The sequence below is a fragment of the Actinospineispora acaciae DSM 45401 genome, from assembly GCF_000620785.1.
Taxonomy (GTDB): Bacteria; Actinomycetota; Actinomycetes; order Mycobacteriales; family Pseudonocardiaceae; genus Pseudonocardia; species Pseudonocardia acaciae.
The window spans coordinates 29,103-50,993 of the sequence record NZ_JIAI01000011.1 but is presented as its reverse complement, the minus strand read 5'-3'; the positions used below and the strand labels follow the sequence as shown (position 1 = coordinate 50,993).

The 21,891-nt window shown below is 72.3% G+C and carries 18 protein-coding genes and 1 pseudogene; 10 read left to right on the top strand and 9 right to left on the bottom strand.

Annotated elements, in window-relative coordinates; translation table 11 throughout:
- Positions 1-21: 21 nt before the first annotated feature.
- Positions 22-579, bottom strand: a complete 558-nt coding sequence (locus tag N912_RS0135545; protein ID WP_028926168.1) for a YbaK/EbsC family protein — start codon at positions 577-579, stop codon at positions 22-24.
- A 40-nt stretch (positions 580-619) separates the two neighbouring features.
- Positions 620-1,453 (bottom strand): aldo/keto reductase, encoded by an 834-nt coding sequence (locus N912_RS0135540; RefSeq protein ID WP_028926167.1) that lies wholly within the window; start codon positions 1,451-1,453, stop codon positions 620-622.
- Positions 1,454-1,576: 123 nt separating this feature from the next.
- On the opposite strand from N912_RS0135540, the gene N912_RS0135535 reads away from it, so the two are divergent.
- Complete coding sequence (locus tag N912_RS0135535) at positions 1,577-2,161, top strand: Uma2 family endonuclease (RefSeq protein ID WP_028926166.1); 585 nt, start codon at positions 1,577-1,579, stop codon at positions 2,159-2,161.
- Here the strand turns inward: N912_RS0135535 and N912_RS0135530 are convergent.
- The 5 genes from N912_RS0135530 to N912_RS0135510 form a co-directional block, all read right to left on the bottom strand.
- Positions 2,158-4,941 carry an FAD-binding and (Fe-S)-binding domain-containing protein gene (locus tag N912_RS0135530; RefSeq protein ID WP_425415350.1) on the bottom strand — a complete coding sequence of 928 codons (2,784 nt, stop codon included), beginning with the start codon at positions 4,939-4,941 and terminating at the stop codon, positions 2,158-2,160. The two genes, N912_RS0135535 and N912_RS0135530, sit on opposite strands and share 4 nt — an antisense overlap.
- Before the next feature lie 133 nt (positions 4,942-5,074).
- Positions 5,075-5,533, bottom strand: coding sequence for an FmdB family zinc ribbon protein (locus N912_RS56700; protein WP_064745486.1), 459 nt, complete (start codon positions 5,531-5,533; stop codon positions 5,075-5,077).
- A 6-nt stretch (positions 5,534-5,539) separates the two neighbouring features.
- Positions 5,540-6,829, bottom strand: coding sequence for a hydroxyacid-oxoacid transhydrogenase (locus N912_RS0135520; protein ID WP_028926164.1), 1,290 nt, complete (start codon positions 6,827-6,829; stop codon positions 5,540-5,542).
- Entirely contained in the window at positions 6,826-7,638 is an 813-nt protein-coding gene (locus N912_RS0135515; RefSeq protein ID WP_028926163.1) for an N-acyl homoserine lactonase family protein, read from the bottom strand. Before N912_RS0135515 ends, N912_RS0135520 begins: the two co-directional genes overlap by 4 nt.
- Before the next feature lie 108 nt (positions 7,639-7,746).
- Positions 7,747-8,445 carry a GntR family transcriptional regulator gene (locus tag N912_RS0135510; RefSeq protein WP_028926162.1) on the bottom strand — a complete coding sequence of 233 codons (699 nt, stop codon included), beginning with the start codon at positions 8,443-8,445 and terminating at the stop codon, positions 7,747-7,749.
- Between the two features lie 541 nt (positions 8,446-8,986).
- On the opposite strand from N912_RS0135510, the gene N912_RS61015 reads away from it, so the two are divergent.
- The 8 genes from N912_RS61015 to N912_RS0135465 all read left to right on the top strand — a co-directional run bounded on the left by N912_RS61015 (position 8,987) and on the right by N912_RS0135465 (position 19,270).
- Positions 8,987-11,071: a thermonuclease family protein gene (locus N912_RS61015; RefSeq protein ID WP_156994246.1), complete on the top strand. Its 2,085-nt coding sequence runs from the start codon at positions 8,987-8,989 to the stop codon at positions 11,069-11,071.
- Positions 11,072-11,222: 151 nt separating this feature from the next.
- Positions 11,223-12,140 (top strand): 1,4-dihydroxy-2-naphthoyl-CoA synthase, encoded by a 918-nt coding sequence (locus N912_RS0135495; RefSeq protein WP_028926161.1) that lies wholly within the window; start codon positions 11,223-11,225, stop codon positions 12,138-12,140.
- 136 nt (positions 12,141-12,276) lie between these two features.
- On the top strand, positions 12,277-12,621 hold the full coding sequence (locus N912_RS56685; protein ID WP_051581262.1) for a N,N-dimethylformamidase alpha subunit family protein: 345 nt from the start codon (positions 12,277-12,279) through the stop codon (positions 12,619-12,621).
- Positions 12,618-14,876 carry a N,N-dimethylformamidase beta subunit family domain-containing protein gene (locus N912_RS0135485; protein ID WP_028926160.1) on the top strand — a complete coding sequence of 753 codons (2,259 nt, stop codon included), beginning with the start codon at positions 12,618-12,620 and terminating at the stop codon, positions 14,874-14,876. Before N912_RS56685 ends, N912_RS0135485 begins: the two co-directional genes overlap by 4 nt.
- Positions 14,877-14,951: 75 nt before the next feature.
- Entirely contained in the window at positions 14,952-15,923 is a 972-nt protein-coding gene (locus N912_RS0135480; protein WP_028926159.1) for a helix-turn-helix transcriptional regulator, read from the top strand.
- 52 nt (positions 15,924-15,975) lie between these two features.
- Complete coding sequence (menE, locus tag N912_RS0135475) at positions 15,976-17,121, top strand: o-succinylbenzoate--CoA ligase (protein ID WP_037068333.1); 1,146 nt, start codon at positions 15,976-15,978, stop codon at positions 17,119-17,121.
- Between the two features lie 79 nt (positions 17,122-17,200).
- Complete coding sequence (locus tag N912_RS56680) at positions 17,201-18,352, top strand: hypothetical protein (protein ID WP_051581261.1); 1,152 nt, start codon at positions 17,201-17,203, stop codon at positions 18,350-18,352.
- Positions 18,353-18,388: 36 nt separating this feature from the next.
- Positions 18,389-19,270: a 1,4-dihydroxy-2-naphthoate polyprenyltransferase gene (locus N912_RS0135465; RefSeq protein WP_028926157.1), complete on the top strand. Its 882-nt coding sequence runs from the start codon at positions 18,389-18,391 to the stop codon at positions 19,268-19,270.
- 87 nt (positions 19,271-19,357) lie between these two features.
- Here N912_RS0135465 and N912_RS66580 read toward each other — a convergent pair.
- Positions 19,358-19,594, bottom strand: a pseudogene (locus tag N912_RS66580) (DUF4229 domain-containing protein); the annotation flags it as partial.
- Positions 19,595-19,771: 177 nt separating this feature from the next.
- Here N912_RS66580 and N912_RS0135455 point away from each other — a divergent pair.
- Positions 19,772-19,972 carry a hypothetical protein gene (locus N912_RS0135455; protein ID WP_028926155.1) on the top strand — a complete coding sequence of 67 codons (201 nt, stop codon included), beginning with the start codon at positions 19,772-19,774 and terminating at the stop codon, positions 19,970-19,972.
- Between the two features lie 210 nt (positions 19,973-20,182).
- On the opposite strand, the gene N912_RS66040 is transcribed toward N912_RS0135455, so the two are convergent.
- On the bottom strand, positions 20,183-21,889 hold the full coding sequence (locus N912_RS66040) for a nucleotide-binding protein (RefSeq protein ID WP_245645663.1): 1,707 nt from the start codon (positions 21,887-21,889) through the stop codon (positions 20,183-20,185).
- Positions 21,890-21,891 lie beyond the last annotated feature (2 nt).

Here is a 21,891-nt window from a genome sequence, read left to right as displayed (position 1 = left end):
GACCGCCGCCGACCGCCGCGTCTAGCCGGCACCGACCGGCACCGCCAGCTCATCGACCACCGTCACCGACGGCAGCGCGGCCAGGACCGAACCCGCCAGCACCAGCTTGCTCCGCCGCACCCCCGAGCCGATCACCACCCGGGCGGCCGCCGCGACCGCGCCGTCCACGTACACCGGCCAGCCGTCGGGGAGCCCGAGCGGGGTGATCCCGCCGTACTCCATCCCGGTCAGGCCGGTCGCCACGTCCCGCGCCGCGAACGATGCCTTGCGCACGTCCAGCAGCCGCCGCAGCGCGCCGTTGACGTCCGCGCGCGTCGTCGCCAGCACCAGCGCCGCAGCCATCCGCGACTCGCCGGCGCGCTTGCCGGCCACCAGCACGCAGTTCGCCGACTCCTCCGGCGGGACCTCGTAGCGCTCGCAGAACGCGGCGGTATCGGCCAGCTCGGGGTCGATCTCGGCGACCTCGATGGACCCGCCGACCGGGCCGAGGGCGACGATCGCGTCCCGCACCGGCTCGGCCAGCAGGTCGGGACGGTCCAGCGCGGGAACCAGCTTCAGTGCGTAGCTCACGGTTTCTATAGTCGCTGACACGCGGAACGGGCGTTGCGCCGGCCGTACCTCAGCCCGTCATGTCGAAGGTGTCCGGGTCCGGCCCGGTGCGGTGCCTGTCGTCGAGCGCCTCGATCGCCGCCACGTCGTCGGGGTCCAGCTCGAAGTCGAACACGTCGATGTTCTCCCGCATCCGCTCCGGGCTGCTGGTCTTGGGGAACACGATGTTGCCGATCTGGATGTGCCAGCGCAGCACCACCTGCGCGGCGGTCTTGCCGTACTTGTCGGCCAGTCCCTGAAGCGTCGGGTGCTCCAGCACCCTGCCCTTGGCGATCGGGCTCCACGCCTCGGTCGCGATGCCATGCTTGGCGTGGTATTTCCGCAGCTCGTGCTGGGTGAGCCGGGGGTGGAGCTCGATCTGGTTGACCGCCGGCACCACCTCGGTCGCCATCGCCAGCCGCTCCAGGTGCGCTGGCTGGAAGTTGGACACCCCGATGGCGCGGGCCTTGCCGTCGGCGAGCAGCTTCTCGAACGCCTTCCAGGTCTCCACGTAGCGGTCCTGGCGGGGCAGCGGCCAGTGGATCAGGAACAGGTCGACGTAGTCCAGCCGCATGGTGCCCAGGCTCTGGTCCAGCGCCGCGATGGCCCGCTGGTAGCCGTGCGCGCCGTTGTTCAGCTTGGTGGTGACGAACACCTCGTCGCGGGCCAGCCCGGACTCCGCGAGCGCGCGCCCGACGCCCTCCTCGTTGCGGTACATCTGCGCGGTGTCGATGTGCCGATACCCGGCCGCGAACGCCTCCAGCACAGCCGCCGACGTCCGCTCCGGCGGCACCTGGAACACCCCGTAACCGAACTGTGGGATCTCCACGCCGTTGTTCAGCGTGATGTTGGGTACCTCCGTCATGCCGGCGACCCTACCCCGGGCGCACGCCGCTAACCGGCGCTGACAAACACTTCCGACCCGAAGGTGGCTAGCGGACGGGCGCCGGCATGCCAGACTGGTCGCCGCCCAGGAAGGAGCTGAGGGATGACGGCCTTTCCGCAACCGCCGCCCACGCGGCCGCTGACCGTCGCCGAGTTCACCGCGCTCGGCGAGGACGACGACTATCGCTGGGCGGAGCTGCAGGAAGGTGCGCTCGTCATGTCGCCGAGCCCGACCCCGGACCACATGCTCGCTGTTGGCGAACTTCGCGATCAGCTCAAGCCACAGCTACCGCCCGGCGTTCGCGTCATCTCAGAGGTCAATATCGACCTGCGGCTCGCGCCGACAGACCAACCGGGCACGGCCCGGATACCGGACCTGATCATCGACGATCAAGACGGAATCGACCGGGTCCGGGCCGAGGGCGGCATGCTGCGCGCGTCGGAGGTGCGACTCGCGGTCGAGATCGTGTCGCCGGGGTCGCGGCGGATGGACCACGTGGTCAAGCGCGGCGAGTACGCCGACGCCGGCATCGGCCACTACTGGATCGTCGACCTGGACAAGCCCGTGTCCCTGCTCGCCTGCCACCTGGCCGGCGAACTCGGCTACGCCGACGACGGCGAGAGGACCGGCACCTTCACCACCACCCGGCCGTACCCATTGACGATCGACCTCGACCAGCTGACCTAGCCGTCCAGGCCCAGGGCGCGGGCGGCCAGTTGCGCGAGGTGCAGCGGCTCGCGCTGGCCGGCCTGGCGGAGCTGGGTGCGGCAGCTGAACCCGTCGGCCAGCACCGCGACGTCCTCGTCGGCCGCGCGCACCGCCGGCAGCAGCACCCGCTCCGCACAGGCCATGGACACCTCGTAGTGCCCCCGCTCGAACCCGAAGTTGCCGGCCAGCCCGCAGCAGCCGGAGTCCAGCACCTCGGCGTCCACCCCGAGCGCCTTGAGCACCGCCCGGTCGTCCTCCGCGCCCAGGTCGGCGTGCTGGTGGCAGTGCACCTGGACGAGCGCGCGCAGGTCTGTACGGACGCTACGGGCGGAAAGCTCGTCGGTGTGCGCGGCCAGCACCTCGGCGAAGGTCCGCACGGACGGCGCCAGCTTGGCCGCCTCCGGGTCGCCGGGCAGCAGCTCGGGCAGATCAGCGCGCAGCGCGGCCGCGCAGCTGGGCTCCAACACGACGACCGGCACCCCCTCCTCCAGCCACGGCCGCAACGTCCGCAACGTCCGCCGCAACACCCGCCGCGCCGCGTCCACCTGCCCGGTGGAATGCCACGTCAACCCACAACACACCGGCCCACCCGGCACCTCCACCCGATACCCGAGCGCCCCGAGCACCGAGGCGGCCGCCTCCGCGATCACCGGGTCAAAGTGATCGGTAAACGTGTCCGGCCACAAAACCACCCGCGAGTCGGGGTTTCTGTCAGGGTGAGTCGCGGATTCTGTCACTGACGAAACCCGCGACTCACCCTGACGAAATCCCCGACTCGCGGACGAGGTGAACGGGCGGGGGGCGAGCGGGGGGATGGCTCGTTCGGGGGCGATGCCGGCTAGGGCCTTGGCGAGCTTGGCCAGCGACGGGCGGCGGGCGGCGGCGTTGAGGACGCGGGGGAGGCCGGGGATACGGGCGGTCAGGCGCAGCCAGCGGGGCAGCGCGCCCATGGAGTAGTGCGAGAGCGGGCGCAGGCGTCGCTTGTAGCGCTGGGAGAGGAACTCCGTCTTGTAGGCGGCCATGTCGACGCCGACGGGGCAGTCCCGCTTGCAGCCCTTGCAGGACAGGCACAGGTCCAGGGCCTCGGCGACCTCGGGCGAGCGCCAGCCTTCGGTGATCACCTCGCCGGTGGCCATCTCGAACAGGAGCCGGGCGCGGCCACGGGTGGAGTGCATCTCCTCGCCGGTGGCCCGGTAGCTCGGGCACATCACCCCGCCCGAGCCGGTGATGCAGCGGCCGACGCCCAGGCAGCGGCGGTTGGCGCGGGCGAAGCTGCCCCTGTCGTGGGCGAACGCCAGCTCCGGCGGGCGGCCCTCCAGCAGCGGCATGCCGACGAACACGCGCAGGTCCTCGTCCATCTTCGCCGGTCGGACCACCCGGTTCGGGTTCATCTTGTCGTCCGGGTCCCAGACGGCCTTGAACTCCTCGAACCCGGTGATGATCTCCTTGGGGTACATCCGGGGCAGCAGCTCGGCGCGCGCCTGGCCGTCGCCGTGCTCACCGGACAGCGACCCGCCGTGCGCGACGACGGCGTCCGCCGCATCCTCCATGAAGGCCCGGAAGTTGGCGATGCCGTCCCGGGTGAGCAGGTCGAAGTCGATGCGCACGTGCAGGCAGCCGTCCCCGAAGTGGCCGTAGTACACCCCGCGCCGCCCGTGCCTGGCCAGCACCGCGTCGAACTCCCGCAGGTAGGCGCCGAACCGCTCCGGCGGCACCGCCGCGTCCTCCCAGCCCGGCCAGGCCTCGCCGCCGTCCGGGGAGCGGGTGAGGATGCCGGCGCCGTCCTCCCGGATCCGCCACAGCGCCCGCATCTTCGCCGGGTCGCTGACCACGACGTTCGTCGCGCCGTACGGCTTCATGGCGCGGGCCACGGCGTGCGCGGCCGCCTCGGCCTCCTCGGGTGTCGAGCCGCCGGTCTCGACGTACAGCCAGCCGCCGCCGTCAGGTAGGGCACGGCTGGTCGTCTCGTTGGGGTTGTGCGCGCGCAGGGCGGCGATCAGGCCGGCGTCCATGCCCTCGATGGTCAGCGGGTTGTGCTCGCGGACCACCATCACGTGGTCGGCGGCCAGGTAGGCGTCCTGGAAGCCGAGCACGGCCAGCGCGCGGGCCGGCGGGGACTCGACCAGGCGGACGGTCGCGCCGAGCACGGTGACGCAGGTGCCCTCGGTGCCGACCAGCGCCTTGGCCAGGTCGAAGCCGTTCTCTGGCAGCAGTTGGTCGAGGTTGTAGCCGGACACCCGGCGGGTCAGGTCCGGGAACGCCTCCCGGACGTCACCCGCGTAGCGCTCGCCGAGGGCGCGCAGCGCGTCCGGGATCGCGCCGGCCGCCGGGGCGCCGGGTCCGACGGTGAGGCGCTCGCCCCGGTAGGTCAGCACGTCCAGCTCGTGCACGTTGTCGACCGTCTTGCCCCAGGCCACCGAGTGCGAGCCGCAGGCGTTGTTGCCGATCATCCCGCCGAGCGTGCAGCGGTTGTGCGTGGACGGGTCCGGGCCGAAGGTCAGGCCGTGCGGGCGGGCGGCGTCGCGCAGGGCGTCACAGACCACGCCGGGCTCGACGCGCGCGGTGCGGGCGTCCGGGTCGATCGAGACGATGTTGTTGACGTGCTTGGTGAAGTCCAGCACGACGGCGGTGTTCACCGCCTGGCCGGCGATCGACGTGCCGGCGCCCCGGGGCAGCACCGGCACGCCGTGCTCCCGGCACACCGCGACGGCGGCCTCGGCGTCGGCCACGTCGCGCGGCCTGACCACCCCGATCGGCACCCGGCGATAGTTCGACGCATCGGCAGACCACATGGCGCGGCTGGCGGAGTCGAAGCGAACCTCACCGGCGACTCTGGCGGCGAGATCCGCGCTCAGGGCTCGGATGTCTGTCTGTTCGGGGTAGCTCACGTGCTCAGTTTGACTCGGGCTTCGGTTCGGACTTCTTCCCGGTGGTGTTCTCCGTGGCCGGAGCGGGCGAATGGCCGTGTCCGTGACCATGACCATGTCCGTGTCCCTGGCCGGGCAGTGGGTCGCCGGCGCGCAGCGGCGCGTCGTGGAACCTGCCCTCGTGCGCCAGGATCGGGCGCTGGTCGCCGGCGATCTCCGGGTGCTTGGCCTCCAGCCGCTGCCGGTTCTCCCACCGCCGGCGCATCTGGGACACGTACTCGCGGTTGCCGTCGTAGACCCCGCGCCAGGTCTGGGGCATCTGGTCGCGGGTCAGCCCGGAGTCGGCCTGGCCGCCCAGGCTGAACCCGGCCGGCACCTTGCGGGTCTGGCCGCCGCAGTCCGGGCACATCGGCGCGGCCGCGTCGAACCCGGCCAGCCGCTCGAACCGCCGCCCGCACTCGCACCTGTACACGTAGATCGGCATCGGCGGCTACCAGTTCTGGACGGACTTGGTGAGGATGTCGGCGATGTCCTCCTCGGTCGGGGTCTTCGGGCAGGTGGCCAGCAGGCGTTGCTGCTTCATGGTGCCGGGCACCAGGTCGGGCACGTCGGACTCGGAGTAGCCCACGCCGCCGATGCCGTTCGGGATGTCGATGTCGCGCATCAGCTTGATCAGCACGGACGGAAGCTGTTCGCTCGCGTCGTTGAGCGTCTCCGCGCCAGGGTCCAGCAGCGCGGCCGCCCGCAAATGCCGCTCCGGCGCGCTCTCGAAGGAGAACCGGAACGCCTGCGGAGCGGTCAGGGACACGGACTGGCCGTGCGGCACCATCGGCTCGTCCGGCGGGTAGCCGGCCGGGACGTAGTCGCGCACCATGCCGGCGATCGGGTAGGCGTTGGCGTGCGGGATGTGCACCCCGGAGTTGCCGAACCCCATGCCAGCGAACGTGGCCGCCATCATCATGTCCGAGCGCGCCTCGACGTCCTCGGCCCCCTTGTGGACGGCGGTCCGGAACGAGCGCGCCAACAGCTCCATGGCCCGCTCGCACCACAGGTCGGAGACCGGGTTCGAGCCGCAGTAGGTGACCCGCTGCTCGGGCTGCTTGCGGTCGAACGTGGTGTACCAGCGCGCGGTGTACGACTCCACCGCGTGGCACACGATGTCCATGCCGGACGCGGCGGTCACCGTGGGCGGCAGCGTCATCGTCAGCAGCGGGTCGATCACCGCCAGGGTGGGCCGCAGCCGCCAGTGGCTGATCCCGGTCTTGACCTTCATCGACAGGATGTCCAGCACGCACATGGCGGTGGACTCCGAGCCGGTGCCGGCGGTGGTCGGGATCGCGATCATCGGCTTCAACGCGCCGTCGGGGACGCGAGCGTTGCCGATCGGCTTGTTGATGTAGTCCATCAGCTCGCCGGAGCAGCTGGTCAGCAGGTTGATCGCCTTCGCGGTGTCGATCGCGGAGCCGCCGCCGACCGCCACGAAACCGTCCCAGTCGCCCTGCGCGCGGGCGTACTCGACGGCCTTGTTCATCGAGTCGTCGGTCGGCTCGACGTGCACGCCGTCAAAGATCTCCGCCTCGATCTTGTACCGGCGCAGGTTGTCCGCGATACGCGCCGGCGCGCCCAGCGCGTTCACCCCGGAGTCGGTGACGATCAATACCCGGCGCACGCCGTACGCGGACATCTCGAAGCCGACCTCGTCGGCCGCGCCGGCGCCGAACTTCAGCGGCGGCGCCCCCCACGTGAAGATCGTTTCCTCACGAAGATCGAGACCGGTCATGTGTACGCACCATCCGGGGCCAGGCGCAGCTTGTGGATCTGCTCGCCGTCATGCCCGAACACCATCTGGGCGTTCGTCCTTTCCTGAATGCCGCGCAGCTTCTCCACCGAGGCGTACCACTGCTCCAGGTTGTTCACGATCGCGGCCGGGGTGGCCGGCGGACCGTAGCTCTCGCCCAGGTACACGGCGTCCGACGTGAAGATCATCGTGCCGGTGTCGGGCAGGTCGACCTGCATGGACATGCAGCCGGTGGTATGGCCGGGGGTCTCGATGAGGGTCACGCCGGGCAGGATCTCGGTGTCGCCGTCGACGGTCTCGAACGGCAGGCCCTCGTAGTCGGTCTTGAGGTGTGCGCCGTTGAACAACCCCTCGTAGCCGAACGCGAACTCCTTCTCCCGCTGGTGGCAGAGCAGCTTGGCGCCGGTGTTCTTGAACATCTGGGCGTTGCCGGCGTGGTCGAAGTGCAGGTGGGACAGCACCACCAGGTCGATGTCCTCGAGCCCGACGTTCATCTGGTTCAGCCGGGAGTCCAGGTACTCGTCGTCGCCGACCCGGTCGTACGGGAAGAACTCCTGCAGGCCGGTCGGACCCCAGCGCTCCTCCCAGTCCCGGGGGCAGCTGGTGTCCCAGAGCAGCTTGCCCTGGTCGGTCTCGACCAGCACGCAGTGCGTGGGGACGTCCACCCACGGTGCCGGGGTGTCGCGGTGGCTGCGGTCCTGGATGGCCTTGCCGGGCTTGAGCAGCAGCCAGGTCAGATCGGCGGACATCGCCCCGCAGGGGATGACGCTCACCTTGTTAGCGGTAGCCATGGCGGGTCCCTTCGACACTGAGGGGTGGTCTACGCCACAGAACCGTGGCATGCCACATGCCACCGGGTCAATGACGCATGCGGGTCGGTTTATAACGCCGCTCGGTGATCACCGGTAGGTCCAGCCGAGGTCGACGTCCACCTCGCCCTGTGCCGAGCCGGCCTCCTGGGCGACCAGCAGCTCGGCGGTGTGCAGGATGTGCGCGCGCATCGCCTCGGCGGCGGCGTCGGCGTCCCCGGCCAGCGCGGGCTCCAGCACGGCGCGGTGCTCGGCGACGATGTCGGCCAGCGAGCGGGACTGGTGCGCGGTGGACACGCCCCGGCGCAGCACCATGTCACGCAGGCCGTCCACGTACTCGGCCAGCCGGCCGTTCCCGGACGCCTCCAGCAGGACCCGGTGGAAGCGCCTGTCGTGCTGCCACATCCGAGGCGCGTCGTCGGCGTCGGCCGCCCGCTCCATGGCCGCGAACACCGCGCGCAGCTCGCCGCGGGCGTCCGCGCCGAGCTGACCGACCGCGCGCCGGGTGGCCGGCACCTCCAGCAGCAGCCGCAGCGCGAAGACCTCCTCCAGGTCGTGCAGCGAGGTCTGCAGGATGCGCACGCCCCGGTTGCGCTCGAAACGCACCATGCCCTGCTCGGCGAGCTTGATCAACGCTTCCCGGACCGGCGTGCGGGAGACCCCGAGCTGTTCGGCCAGGGTGTGCACGGAGTGCAGGGTGCCCGGCTGGAGCTCGCCGGTGATCACCGCCGCGCGAAGCGCCTCCAGCACCTGCGCGTTGACGGTGGCCGTCTGCCGGACCTGCTTCATGCGAACGGCACCCGAGCGCGGAGAGCGCGGAGGCAGCAACGCCCGGCGGCCATCGCCGGATGGTGTCACCTGGCATGCCACCGGTCAACGACTCACGCAGCCGGACGCCGGCCCCCGGTTCCGCCCCAATACCACTTCAGGGCGACACGAATCTCTAGCCCATCCGAGTGACAATGCCGTTGCTCCAGGCCGTGTGCCGCTAGGGGCCAGGGCGACGGAACGAGACTTGCGTGCAAACGGGCGTGCGACCCCCCTCACAGTGGTCGAACTCACGCAAGCCGACAACCTGCAATAACAGTAGAATTACACGCATGAAATTTGCCTCTGTAATTCGAATGGCCTAGTGCTGGGAACATCAAGTTCGCGGCTCGCGACTTTCCGTTGACGGCCGGGAAAAGAGTGTCGCCAGTATCGAGCCCGTGAATAGGTCGTTATGCCTCACGGGAAGTCGAGCCGCCGGGGACGCGGCCGACATGAGCACAAGCGATTGGGGGATGTCGCCATGGAGCTCAGGTCTGACATCGCGACCGCGGCTGCGCGCATGACATCCGCGTACGACGTCAATCGGGAGATCCGGCAGCTCGTTGCCTACCTCCGCGAGGGCGAGACCGTGCAGCGGTTGGCCTCCGGTGTCTACGGCGCCGGCGCCGGGCTACTCGCGGTCACCGACCTGCGGGTTGTCCTGCTCAGGGACGGGCGCAGCGGACAGGCCAGCGAGGGTTTCCCGCTGGAGCGCCTGTCCACCGCCGAGTGGGTGGTCGATGGTGGTCGGGGGACCATCACCGTCTCCGACTCGAACAGCGTCGCCGAGCTGCGGGAGGTCGCGCTGGCCGACGGCGAGGAGGTCGTCGGCCTGGTGCGCGCGCTGATGAACCGGGACAACGGCGGTTCGTCGCACCCGAGGCGCTGGCCCGGGATCACGGCGGGGCAGCAGGACACCCAGCGCGCCGAGGCCGCGAGCACGAACGGGCAGAACGGCCACGGCGGGCAGAACGGGCACGGGCAGAACGGGCACGGCGGCCAGAACGGCCACGGCACGCCCGTCGGCCAGTCGGCGCCGCAGGCCTCGCAGGCCTCGCGGGGCTCGCACACCTCGCCGTCGATGCCTCCGATCCCGGCGGTGCCGCTGCACAACCTGCCGCAGGGCAGCCCGCTGCTGCGCAGGTCGCCGGCCGCGATCTACACCAACGGCGCGGTCCCGGTGACCCTGCTGTCGCGGACCGGGACCATCCCGGCCCAGCAGCCGCCCGCGGAGTCGTCGGCGCCGCAGCCCAGCGCGCCGCCGGTCGCCCCGGGCGCCGAGCAGCAGCAGGCCACCCAGGCGACGCCGGTCACGCAGGTGACGAGCCCTCAGGACGCCACGACCGCGGTGCCTCGGGGCGTCATGCCGCCCGGCGTCCAGCAGCCCAACGGCACCGGCGCGGTGCCACCGGTGGCCCCTCCGACCAGCGAGGAGCCGGGCGTCACCACCACCATGGCGCCGGTCACCGACGAGGTCGTGCGGCAGCAGGCCGCCGCGACCCAGACCGGCCAGCACCACGCGCCGCAGGCCCCTGAGCAGCTCCAGCCGACGCACTCGCCGCTCAACGGCAGGCACGCCGAGACGAGGATCGGCATCTCGCCGGTGATCGTCGGTGAGGTGCCGGTCAGCCAGCTGGCCGCCGAGGAGACGGCCACCCAGCTCGCGGTGCCGCCTCGGCTGCTCGACGGCTCGGAGCCGACCGTCGCGGTGAACGCCACGACCACCGCCATCGGCGCGGTCGGTCCGGTCCCCGCGACGGACACGCCGGAAGCGGCGGCCGCGAAGCCGAACGCCGAGGGTTCCGCCGACAACGCCGAGAACGGCGAGCGCCCGCAACCCATCGTCTGGCGGGTGCCCGACCAGACGCTGACCGGCGCGGTGCGGCGCATCCAGGCCGAGACCGAGGCCGTCCGGTCCCCGCGCCGGGTGGAGCCGAAGATCAAGCCGCCGAAGTTCGGCCCCGATGGCGGACGCAAGAAGTGGGTCTGGGCGGGCGCCGCCGCGGCCGCGGTGCTCGCGCTCGCCGCCGTCGGCGGGGCGAAGTTCATGCACCAGGACCAGTCGCAGGCCGCCCCGGTGAGCCCGGCGCCGGCCGCCGCCGAGTCGCCGGTCGGACCGAAGGTGACGATCACCAAGGTGGTCGACGGCGACACCGTCGAGGTGGCCGGCGAAGAGGTGAACGGCCCGGTCGAGGTGCTCGGCATCGTCGCCCCCAGGCTGGACAAGAACCAGTGCGGGGCGGCGGCGGCCAAGACGTTCGCCTCGCACGAGCTGGCGAACACCGAGGTCACCCTGGTCTCCGACCCGTCGCAGCAGATGACCAGCCGGGCCGGGCACCGGCTGGCGTTCCTGAAGCTGGCCGACGGCACCGACTACTCGGTGAAGGCCGCGAAGGAAGGCATGGTCCGCTACTACGACAGCCCGCAGGCCACGAAGATGTCCGGCGACATCAAGGCCGCCGAGGCGTCGGCGCAGGGCAGGCACGCCGGGCTCTGGGGTCCGCCGTGCAACGCCAAGCCGGCCGCCGCGCCCGACACGGCCTCGAACGCGGGCAGCACCGGCTCGGGCAGCGGGAACGCCAGCCCGGCCCGCACCGAGGGATGACAACGACGTATCCGAACGCTCCCCACGCGGGGACCTCGGTCCGCTCGGTTCCCACCGGGACGAACTGAGATCAACCTCCCGCACCGCCGCCCAGGCTCGACCCGGCCCCGTCGAGCCTGGGCGGCATTCTGTTGGTCATAGGGTGGCGCCCGTGACCACCCCTGATCCCGATGTCTCGGAGACCTTCGACCCGTCAGCCTGGCGCCAGGTCGACGGCTTCGACCTCACCGACATCACCTACCACCGTCACGTCGAGCACGGCACCGTGCGCATCGCGTTCGACCGCCCCGAGGTGCGCAACGCGTTCCGCCCCGGCACCGTGGACGAGCTGTACCGCGCGCTGGACCACGCCCGGATGAGCTCCGACGTCGGCTGCGTGCTCCTGACCGGCAACGGCCCGGCCCCCAAGGACGGCGTCTGGGCCTTCTGCTCCGGCGGTGACCAGCGCATTCGCGGCCGCACCGGCTACCAGTACGCCAGCGGCGAGACCGCCGACACCATCGACCCCGCGCGCGCCGGGCGGCTGCACATCCTGGAGTGCCAGCGGCTGATCCGGTTCATGCCGAAGGTGGTCATCGCCGTGGTCAACGGCTGGGCGGCCGGCGGCGGTCACAGCCTGCACGCGGTCTGCGACCTCACGCTCGCCTCCTCCGAGCACGCCCGGTTCAAGCAGACCGACGCCGACGTGGGCTCCTTCGACGGCGGCTTCGGCTCGGCGTACCTCGCGCGCCAGGTCGGGCAGAAGTTCGCCCGGGAGATCTTCTTCCTGGGCCGCCCGTACACCGCCGAACAGATGCACCAGATGGGCGCGGTGAACGCCGTGATCCCGCACGCCGACCTGGAGGCCACCGCCATCCAGTGGGCGAAGGAGATCAACGGCAAGTCGCCGACCGCGCAGCGGATGCTCAAGTACTCGTTCAACCTGATCGACGACGGCCTGGTCGGCCAGCAGCTCTTCGCCGGCGAGACCACCCGGCTGGCCTACATGACCGACGAGGCGGTCGAGGGCCGCGACTCGTTCCTGGAGAAGCGCCCGCCGGACTGGACCCGCTTCCCCTGGTACTACTGACCACCGTCACACCCGCCCGCGACTCGGTGTGCTGAGATCCCCGACTCGCGGACGGGTTATGGGCAGGTTTGCCCATTGAACGTGGCGGGGGGCACATGTTCCCTGAGCGCATCCCACCACGAGAGGCGGATGCGGCATGCGCGACCGGGAACTCGAGGTCTACGAGCTGTTCGACGCCGGCGCCCGGGCACGCGCCGCCGCGCTGGTCACCGACGAGGTGATCGCCGAGCACGCGGCGAACCCGTCCGGGCCGCACGGCGACAACCTGCAGCGGGTGCTGCGGTACCTGCGCCGGGCGCCGGTCGAGGGCAAGTACGTGATCGTGGCCGTCCGGCCCTGGGCGGAGTACCGGATCGCGGCGCTGACCGGGGTGCGGGGCGAGCCACCGCGCGTGCTCGACGACGGGCCTTACGCCACCGAGGCGGACGCCATGCACGCGGTGTTCCTGCGTCGGGTGCGCGAGCTGGGGGTGGCGGTATGACCGGCGTTACCAGGCCGTCGGTGGTCGGCTACCCGGACCGGTTCTCGGTAGCGCCCGGCGAGACGATCGAGTTCAAGATCAGCTGCGACGGTGACGGGGAGTTCCGGGCCGACGTGGTCCGGCTGCGCAATGGCGACACCAACCCGGACGGCCCCGGGTTCCGCGAACAGGTGGTGGCTACCCCGGCGTCGGGCAGCTACCCGGCGCGAACCCAGCACATCCGCACCGGGTCGGCGGTGCTGGTGGACGACCGCGGCGGGCTCGCGCTCGGGGCGTCCGGCGGGGTGCACGTGTTCGCGCAGCCGACCACACCGGCGCTGCGCGACCAGGCGCTGGTCTCCCGGTGGGACGAGGCGACCGGGCGCGGCTGGTGGGTCGGGCTGACCGACGGCGGGCGGCTGGCGCTGCGGCTCGGTGACGGCGAGTCCGTGCACGAGACGCTCACCGACGAGCCGCTGCACGCCTGGACCTGGTACTCGATCACCGCCGGCTGGCGCGACGGCGTCACCACCGTGCGCGCCGAACCGACCCTGACCTCGACGAACAGCCTGTGGAGCCCGGCCGTGGGGCTGGCCCGCGCGACCGCCGGCAGCGGCCGTGACGCGCCCGTGCCGGCGGCGGCCGATGCGCCGACCGCGTTCGCGGCCTGCTGGGACGGTGTGGCCGGCGCAACCGTCGCGCACCTGAACGGCAAGCTCGACTCGCCGTCCGTACTCACCGAACCCCCGCCCAACCCCGAAGACAGACCGACCGTCGGTCTAGTCGCCAGTTGGGACTTCGGGGCGGAGATCGGCGCGCACGGAGTCCCCTCGGACACCTTCACCGACACCGGCCCGAACGGCTGGCACGGGCGGGGCCACAACGCGCCGTACCGGGGCATGACCGGCCGCAACTGGACGGGCGAGGAGGAGAACTACCGCCACGCCCCCGAGCAGTACGGCGCCGTGCACTTCCACGACGACGCGCTGGACGACGCCGGCTGGGACACCGACCTGTCGCTCACGATCCCGGACGAGCTGCCCAGCGGCGTCTACGCGCTGCGCGTGACCTACCGCGAGCACACCGACCACGTCCCGTTCTGGGTCCTCCCGCCTCGCGGCACGGCCACCGCGAAGGTGCTGCTGCTGTTCCCCACCGCGAGCTACCTGGCGTACGCGAACGACCACATCGTCCCGGACGTCCCGGTCGCGCAGTCCATCCTCGGCCACACCTCGGTGATGGCCGGCGCGGACCTGCACCTGATCGAGCACCCGGAGTTCGGCTCGTCCACCTACGACCACCACACCGACGGCTCCGGCGTCGGCCACACCAGCCGGCTGCGCCCGGTGATCACCATGCGACCGGGCTTCCGGCACAGCACCGGCTCGTGCTGGCAGTTCCCCGCCGACCTGCACATCGTCGACTGGCTGACCGGCACCGGCGTCGAGTTCGACGTGGCCACCGACGAGGACCTGCAGGCCGAGGGCGCCGAGCTGCTCGCCCGCTACCAGGTGGTGCTCACCGGTTCGCACCCCGAGTACTACTCGACCCGGATGCTCGACGCCTGGGAGACCTACCTCGGCGCCGGCGGGCGCGCGATGTACCTGGGCGGCAACGGGTTCTACTGGGTGATCGCCTACCACCCGGACAAGCCGCACCTGATCGAGGTCCGCAAGGGCGAGGCGGGCTGCCGGGCCTGGCAGGCGCGCCCCGGCGAGTTGCACATGGCGTTCGCCCCGGAGCGCGGCGGGCTGTGGCGCAACCGGGGCCGCGCGCCGCAGAAGCTGTTCGGCGTCGGGTTCGCCACCGAGGGCATGGACCGCTCCTCCCCGTACACCACGCTCACCGACTTCGCCGACCCGCGCGCCGGGTTCATCACCCAAGGACTGGAGGGCAAGGCGGAGATCGGCGCGCACGGGCTGGTCGGCGGCGGCGCGGCGGGCCACGAGTGCGATCGGTACGACCTCACGCTGGGCACCCCGGCGCACGCGCTGCTGCTGGCCACCAGCGCGGGCCGGCACTCGGACAACTATCCGCTGGTCGCCGAGGAGATCTACTTTCCGTTCGACGGGATGGGCGGCACCGACCACTTCCAGGTGCGCGGCGACATCGTGTACTTCACCACGGCCGGCGGGGGCGCGGTGTTCTCCACCGGATCGATCGCGTGGGCCGGCAGCCTGGCGCACAACGGGTACGACAACGACGTCTCGCGCCTCACCGGCAACGTGTTGAAACGTTTCACCGACCCGGAGCCGCTGCCGCCGCTGGACCCGTGAGCACTCGCCCGGCCGGGCGCCGAGGGGCAGACTGTCGGGCGTCGACGTCTCCTCACCGTTGCGGAGTGGTCGCTCATGGAAGCCGCGCTTGACCTGTCGCTGCGCCTGGCCACCGCCGCGCACGGCCGCGACGACCCCGCCGAGGCAGCGGCGGACGTGCTCGCCGAGCTGTGCGCCAGGGAGCCCGTCGCGGCGGCCACCCTGACCTGCTACGACCCGATCACGGACAGCCACCGCGCGCTCTGCTCCACCGGTTACACCAGCAACGTCCTGGACTTCCTGCGCTCGCCGGCGTTCCTGTCCGACGACGTCGGCTACCGGCTGCTGGTGGACCACCCCGGCAAGCGCGCGCGGTGCTGGCGCGACGTCCACGTGGACTACACCCAGACGCGCTCGGTGGTCCAGGTGTTCCGGCCGGCCGGGTTCGCCGGCGGCGCCACCGCGCGGCTGACCACCCGCACCGGCAGCTACGCCGGCGACCTGCACATGAGCACCACCGACGCGGACCTGCCCACGCCGACCCTGATGCTCGCGCTGCACCACGCGGCACCGCTGCTGGCCGCCGCCGTGGACGTGACCCGACGGCTGCGGCTTGGGCTCGTCGATCTCGGGCCGGACGAACACGCCGCCGTGGTGACCGACCGCGGCACGGTGGTACCGCTGTCCGGCACGCCGAACCGCACCGGCGACCCCGACCTGCCGCGCCGGGTGGCCCGATGGCGGCGGGCGGGTCACCTGCAGCGTGACGGCTGGTACCGGCACCGGTGGCGCGGCCGGTGGTGGCGGGTGCGGCTGTCCCGGGTCGAGCGGGGCACGCTGCTGGTCACCGCGCCGGACGCCTCGGCGCGCGGGTTGACGGTGCGCGAGCTGGAGGTGCTCACGCTGCTCACCGACGGCCTGCCGAACGTGGCCATCGCGCACCGGCTGGACATCAGCGAGCGCACCGCGGCGCACCACGTCGAGCACATCCTGGACAAGCTGGGCGCCAAGGGCCGCACGTCCGCGGCCCGGCTCGCGCTGGAGGACGGCCTGCGGCTGCTCCCGTGACGCCCGTGACGCTTGTACCGTCGATCACGCGCTCGCGTGGCAGAGTCGAGGCGTGGCATTCGATCCCCCCGTCCGCGCGGTGGCCTGCGACGGCTCGCCGTCCTCGGCGGCCGCGCTCACCGACGCGCTGGCCGACGCGCTGCGCGGCGGCCCCGCCGTGGAGCCGTACGACAGCCGGCCGGCGACGGCCCCGAACGACGGCTGGATCGACGGTACGGCGCTGGTCATCGAGACGTCCGGCTCCACCGGCGAGGCGAAGCGGGTGGCGCTGGGCTCGGCCGCGCTGCGCGCCTCGGCGGACGCCACCCACCGGCGCCTCGGCGGACCCGGCCGCTGGCTGCTGGCGCTGCCGGCGCACCACGTGGCCGGCTCCCAGGTGATCGTGCGCGCGCTGCTCGCCGGCCATCGGCCCTCGGTGCTGGACAACCGCTCGGGGTTTCGTCCCGACCGGTTCGCGGCGGCCGCCACCGAGCTGTTCGCCTCGGGATCCCGGTGCTACACCTCGCTGGTGCCCACCCAGCTGCACAGGGTGCTGGCCGCCGGCTCGGCCGAGGTTGACGCGCTGCGCGGCTTCGACGCGATCCTCGTCGGCGGCGCGGCCGCCTCACCGACGCTGCTGGCACAGGCGCGCGCGGCGGGGGTCACGGTGGTCACCACGTACGGCATGAGCGAGACCGTCGGCGGGTGCGTCTACAACGGCGTGCCGCTGGACGGCGTACAGGTGCGGCTGGACGGCTCCGGCCGCATCTCGCTGGCCGGGCCGGTGCTCGCCAGCGGCTACCTCGGACGGCCCGAGCTGACCGCCGAGGCGTTCGCGGACGGCTGGTTCCGCACCTCCGACCTGGGACGATGGGACGGCGGACGGCTCCGCGTGCTCGGCCGCGCCGACGACGTGATCACCACCGGCGGCGAGAAGGTGCACCCGGCCGCCGTCGAGCGGGTGCTCATGGCCCAGCCCGGGGTGCGCGCCGCGTGCGTGATCGGCCTGCCCGACCCGGAGTGGGGGCAGCTGGTGGCCGCCGCCCTCGTGCTCGCCGAGCCGGACGCGGCCACCCCTACCGAGCTGGACGCCGCCGTCCGCAACGAGCTGGGCGCGCCCTCGGTGCCCAAGCTGCTGCGCGCGCTGCCCGAGCTTCCGCTGCGTGGCATCGGCAAGCCCGACCGCGCCGAGGTCGCCCGCATACTGAGCCGTCCGTAACCCTGACGGGCGCCACCCGTTCCGGCAACTCACGCTCCGTAATGTTGATTCCCACCCGTTCGTCGTATCTGCTCACGCCATGAGCGGATGGTTATCCGTACTGGCCCCGCTGATCACCGCGGCGCTGGCCGGCGGGCTGGCCGTGCAACCGCCCACGCCCGCGCCCGCGCCCGTGCTCGCCGCCGCCGAGCCGGACTGGGTGGTCGACCTGAGCCAGGGCCACCCCGTCGACACCGTCTACCAGGACGGCGCGCTGCGGCTGACCGCGCCGACCGGGCTGCTCACCCTGCCCGCCCAACCGCTCGCCCAACCCGCCGCCAGGGTCACCCCGACGCTGGACGCGCGGGTCCCGCCCGGTGCCTCGGCCGAGGTGGACGTGCGCGGCCGGCTGCTCGGCGGGCGCTGGAGCGAATGGTTACCCAGCGTTCCCGGCCGCCCCACCGAACTGCCCGGCCCGAGCACCCAGCTCCAGCTCCGCGTCCTGCTGGCGGGCGGCGACCCCACCGTGCACGGACTACGGGCGCACGCCGAGCCGGCGACGAACATGACGGTCGCCGCGCCCGGCGAGCCGGACAGCTTCCAGGTGTACGCCACCCGGCTCGGGCTGCTGCACCGGCGCACCGCGAACGGCCACCGGGTCACGGCGGACGACTACTTCGTGGCGTTGCCGTCCCGGCGGGTGCTGTCCGACACCGACGGCTCGGAGTACAGCGTCAAGGTGTGCGCGCCGGACGTGGAGTTCGGCCCGCGCTGCGCCTGGGCACCGGTGTGGGACGTCGGGCCGTGGAACACCAGGGACGACTACTGGAGTGTCACACGCGAGGAGTTCCATGCCTTGCCGCAGGGGTTGCCGGAGGCGCAGGCCGCGTTCCACGACAGGCACAACGACGGCAAGGACGGCACCGGGCGCACGGTGCGCAACCCGGCCGGCATCGACCTGTCCGACCGGCTGTTCCGCCAGGCCCTCGGGCTGACCGGGACCACCGAGGTGAGCGTCACCTTCCTGTGGACCGGCGGCCGCGCGCTGAGCCGGGTGGACACCGTCTCCGACGCCCTGACCGTCCGCTCCGCCCCGACCGAGGACGCCCCGTCGGTCGGCGTGGCGGCCGCCGAGGCCGGCGTCGCCGTGGAATGCGCCACACCGGACGGCTGGCTGCGGATCGGCCCCGGCGAGTACCTGCCGGGCGAGGACGTCACGCTCGCCGACGACGTCCGCATCGGCGACTGCTGACCCGCGCGCGATCGAGAGTCACGGTAGCGTGTCGCCGTGGCGAGCGTTGCGCAGTGGGTTCAGGGAGCCCGCCCCCGCACCTTGGTGAACTCCGTGGCCCCGGTGCTGGTCGGCACCGGCGGAGCGATCGGAACCGGAGCCCTGCAACCGGGATACGCGCTGCTGGCGCTGGTCGTGGCGGTGACGCTGCAGATCGGCGTCAACTACGCCAACGACTACTCGGACGGCAAGCGGGGCACCGACGACAACCGGGTGGGGCCGCTGCGGCTGGTGGGTTCGGGCGTGGCGGCGCCGGAGGCGGTGCGCACCATGGCGCTGGCCTGGCTCGCGGCCGGAATGCTGGCCGGCGTGCTGCTGGTGTCGCTGACCCGGCACTGGTGGCTGCTCGCGGTCGGCGCGGTGTGCCTGCTCGGGGCGTGGTTCTACACCGGCGGCAAGCATCCGTACGCCTACCTCGGGCTGGGCGAGGTGGCGGTGTTCGTGTTCTTCGGGCCGGTCGCCGTGCTGGGCACCGCCTATGTGCAGAGCGGGCCGCCCAGCGCGCTGATCATCGTCGCCGCGATCGGCGTCGGCATGCTGTCCGCGTCGGTGCTGGTGACGAACAACCTGCGCGACATCGGCTCCGACGCCGTGGTGGGCAAGCGCACGCTGGCGGTGCTGCTCGGCGACACCCACACCCGGTGGCTGTACGCGGCGCTGATCTCGATCCCGTTCCTGCTCAGCCTGCTGGCCGGGTTGCGCAGCCTGCCGATGCTGCTCGGGCTGCTGGCCGCGCCGCTGGCCATCTCACCGATTCGGCGGGTGCTCGGTGGGGTCGAGGGACGGGAGCTGGTCGCCGTGCTCGGCGACACCGCCAGGATCATGCTGGTCTGGTCGCTCGGGACCGCCGTCGGCCTGGCCCTGGCCATGCTCTCCTGACCGCTGTCCTGACCCGTCTGGCTCGTCGGCCTCCTCGCCGCGCAGCTGGGCACGCAGCCTGGCCTTCTGCTCGCCCCGCCGCCGGCCGGCGTCGGCCAGCGCCAGGCTCAGGTCCTCGCGCAGCGTCTTGAACAGCAGCCACGACAACGGCAACGCCGCCACCAGCGCCACCATCAACGCGATCCACACCGGCACCCCGACCAGCACCAGCAGCGCCGCCAGCACGGCGACGAGGCCGGCCCTGGCCAGGCCGTACCGGGCGATCGCGGAGCCGAGCCCGCGTGGCGGCCGGCCGACGGGCGCTTCTGGTACCTCGGACGTCACGGCATCGAGCCTACGAGGGTCGCTCTCGCTCCGACGCCGGCCATCCCCCGGATCGCTCAATTGATGTTGCTCCTGATACCGCTTCTGACCCGATCGGTCACTCTCTGGTGATGGATGTGGATGGTGTCACCCGGCGGAGCGTTCGCTGGGTTAGCCTCATGACTGGAGGTGGTCGACATGCTGTTGCTCGTTGCTCTGGCCGCCGGGCTCTTCGTCGGGTTGCTGCTGTGGCAGACGATGATCCGGCGGCCCCCGGTGCCGGTGTCCCGGCCCAGCGCGCCCCGCCGGGTGAGCGCTCCGGATGATGACCCGGAGTTCCTCCGCCAGCTCGGCGAGCAGTTGCGCCGTGACGATGAGGATCCGCCCCGGCGGCGCTGACGCGGCGCCACGCCGTCAACCACCCCACCTCATGTCTTCCTCAAGGAAAGGTCAAGCCTTCCTCAACTCCTCCCAGTCTCGGCTCGTCGGGCCTTAGTCTCACCGGACCAGCACGACCCGGTCGCCCGGCCCGGCAAGCCAGAGGATCTGGGCGCCGGCCGACGTTCGCCGGCTCGGAAGGGGGGAGCCGGCGGACGCCGGCTCCGGGGGTCACCCGTGCGAGTTGGGGAACACGTCGGCCACCGTCGCGGCCAGCTCCAGCAGCGCGGTCCGGGTGGCGGTGGACAGCCTGTCGAGGTCCAGCTCCGCCCCCTCCTCCAGGTGGCTGTCGAACGGGATCTTGACCACCGAACGGCACCGCGCCGCGAAGTGCTCGGCGACCCGGTCCAGGTCCACCTGCCCGGACGACCGGCGCACGCAGTTGATCACGGCCACCGAGTTGGCCACCAGCTCGCCGTGGCCGTGCGCGTCCAGCCAGTCCATGGTGGCCGAGGCACTGCGCGCGCCGTCGATCGAGCCGGACGACACGATCACCAGCGAGTCGGCGAGGCCCAGCACCCCGTACATCGCCGAGTGCATCAGACCGGTGCCGCAGTCGGTGAGCACGATGTTGTAGAAGTGCTCGAGCAGGGTCACCGTCCGCCGGTAGTCCCGCTCGCTGAACGCCTCGGACACCGCGGGGTCCTGCTCGCTGGCCAGCACCTCCAGCCGGGACGGCCCCTGTGAGGTGTACGCGCGCACGTCGGTGTAGCGGCGCACCCGCTGCGCGTCGCGGAGCAGGTGGCGGACGGTCGCGCTGGTCTCCAACGGGATCTTCTGGCTGAGCGTGCCCCGGTCCGGGTTCGCGTCCACCGCGATCACCCGGTCACCGCGCAACGAGGCGAACGTGGCGCCCAGGGTGGCCGTCACGGTGGTCTTCCCGACGCCGCCCTTGAGGCTGAGCATCGCGATCTTGTAGCAGCCGTGCAGCGGCTGGTTGACCCGCGCCGTGAGGTGCCGTCGGCGCAGGTCGGCGGGGCTCTCCCCGAAGTTGATCAGGCCACGGGAGAGCACGTAGACGATCCGCCGCCACCCGGACCTCGGGATGCGCCGCTCCTGGCGGGCCGCCGGCGGGGATGCCGGCCCGTCGCCGAGGCCGAACCCGAGCTGGCCGGTCCGGGCGCGCTGGGCCTGCTGGGCGGCCAGCGCGCCGGGCTCCACCCAACGGGCCGGCCGCCGCCGCGTCGGCTCGCGCATCGGGGCCGGCGGGTCCACCCGGGTGTCCTCGGGCACGGCGGTGTCGATCGGTACAGGCTCATCGGCGGACGGCCCGGCGTCCGTGACCGCCCGCAACCGCCCGTTGAGCCCAAGACGATCACCGCCGCGCTCATCACCGCGACCGACCCGCTCATCAGCACGATCACCGGGCCGCTCGCCATGACGATCGCCAACACGAGCCTCGGGCCGCTCAGCACCACGAGCACCGGCCTGTTCGTTCGGGCTCTCACCGGAGGCCTCCTCGCCGAGCGCGCCGGCCCGCGCGGTCGGGCCGGATCCGGCGTTGTCCGCGTCGCGGTCGCCGGCCGGCTCGCTCGGGCGTTCGCCCGCCGTTTCTTCGGTCAGGTCCCCGGCGCGTTCGCCGGACGGCTCGGTCCGGCGCTCACCGGTCCGTTCGCCGGCGCCCGACCGGGAGTCCAACTCGTCGTCGGCGTCCTCGTCGGTGTGGATGTCCGGGCCGGCGGGGCCGCGCTCGGCATCCTCCTGGGCCTCGCCGCCATCCGGCGGGGCGGGACGGGCCTCGTCCTCGGTGTCGGTCGCCGGCTCGGACGAGCTGGTTGCCGGATCTTTTGTCGTGTCGGGTGGCGGCTTGCCCCAGCCTCGGCCTTGGGCCAGGTAGCCCACCGTGCCGGGTGGGTAGTCCCGCTCCCGCTGCTCCACCG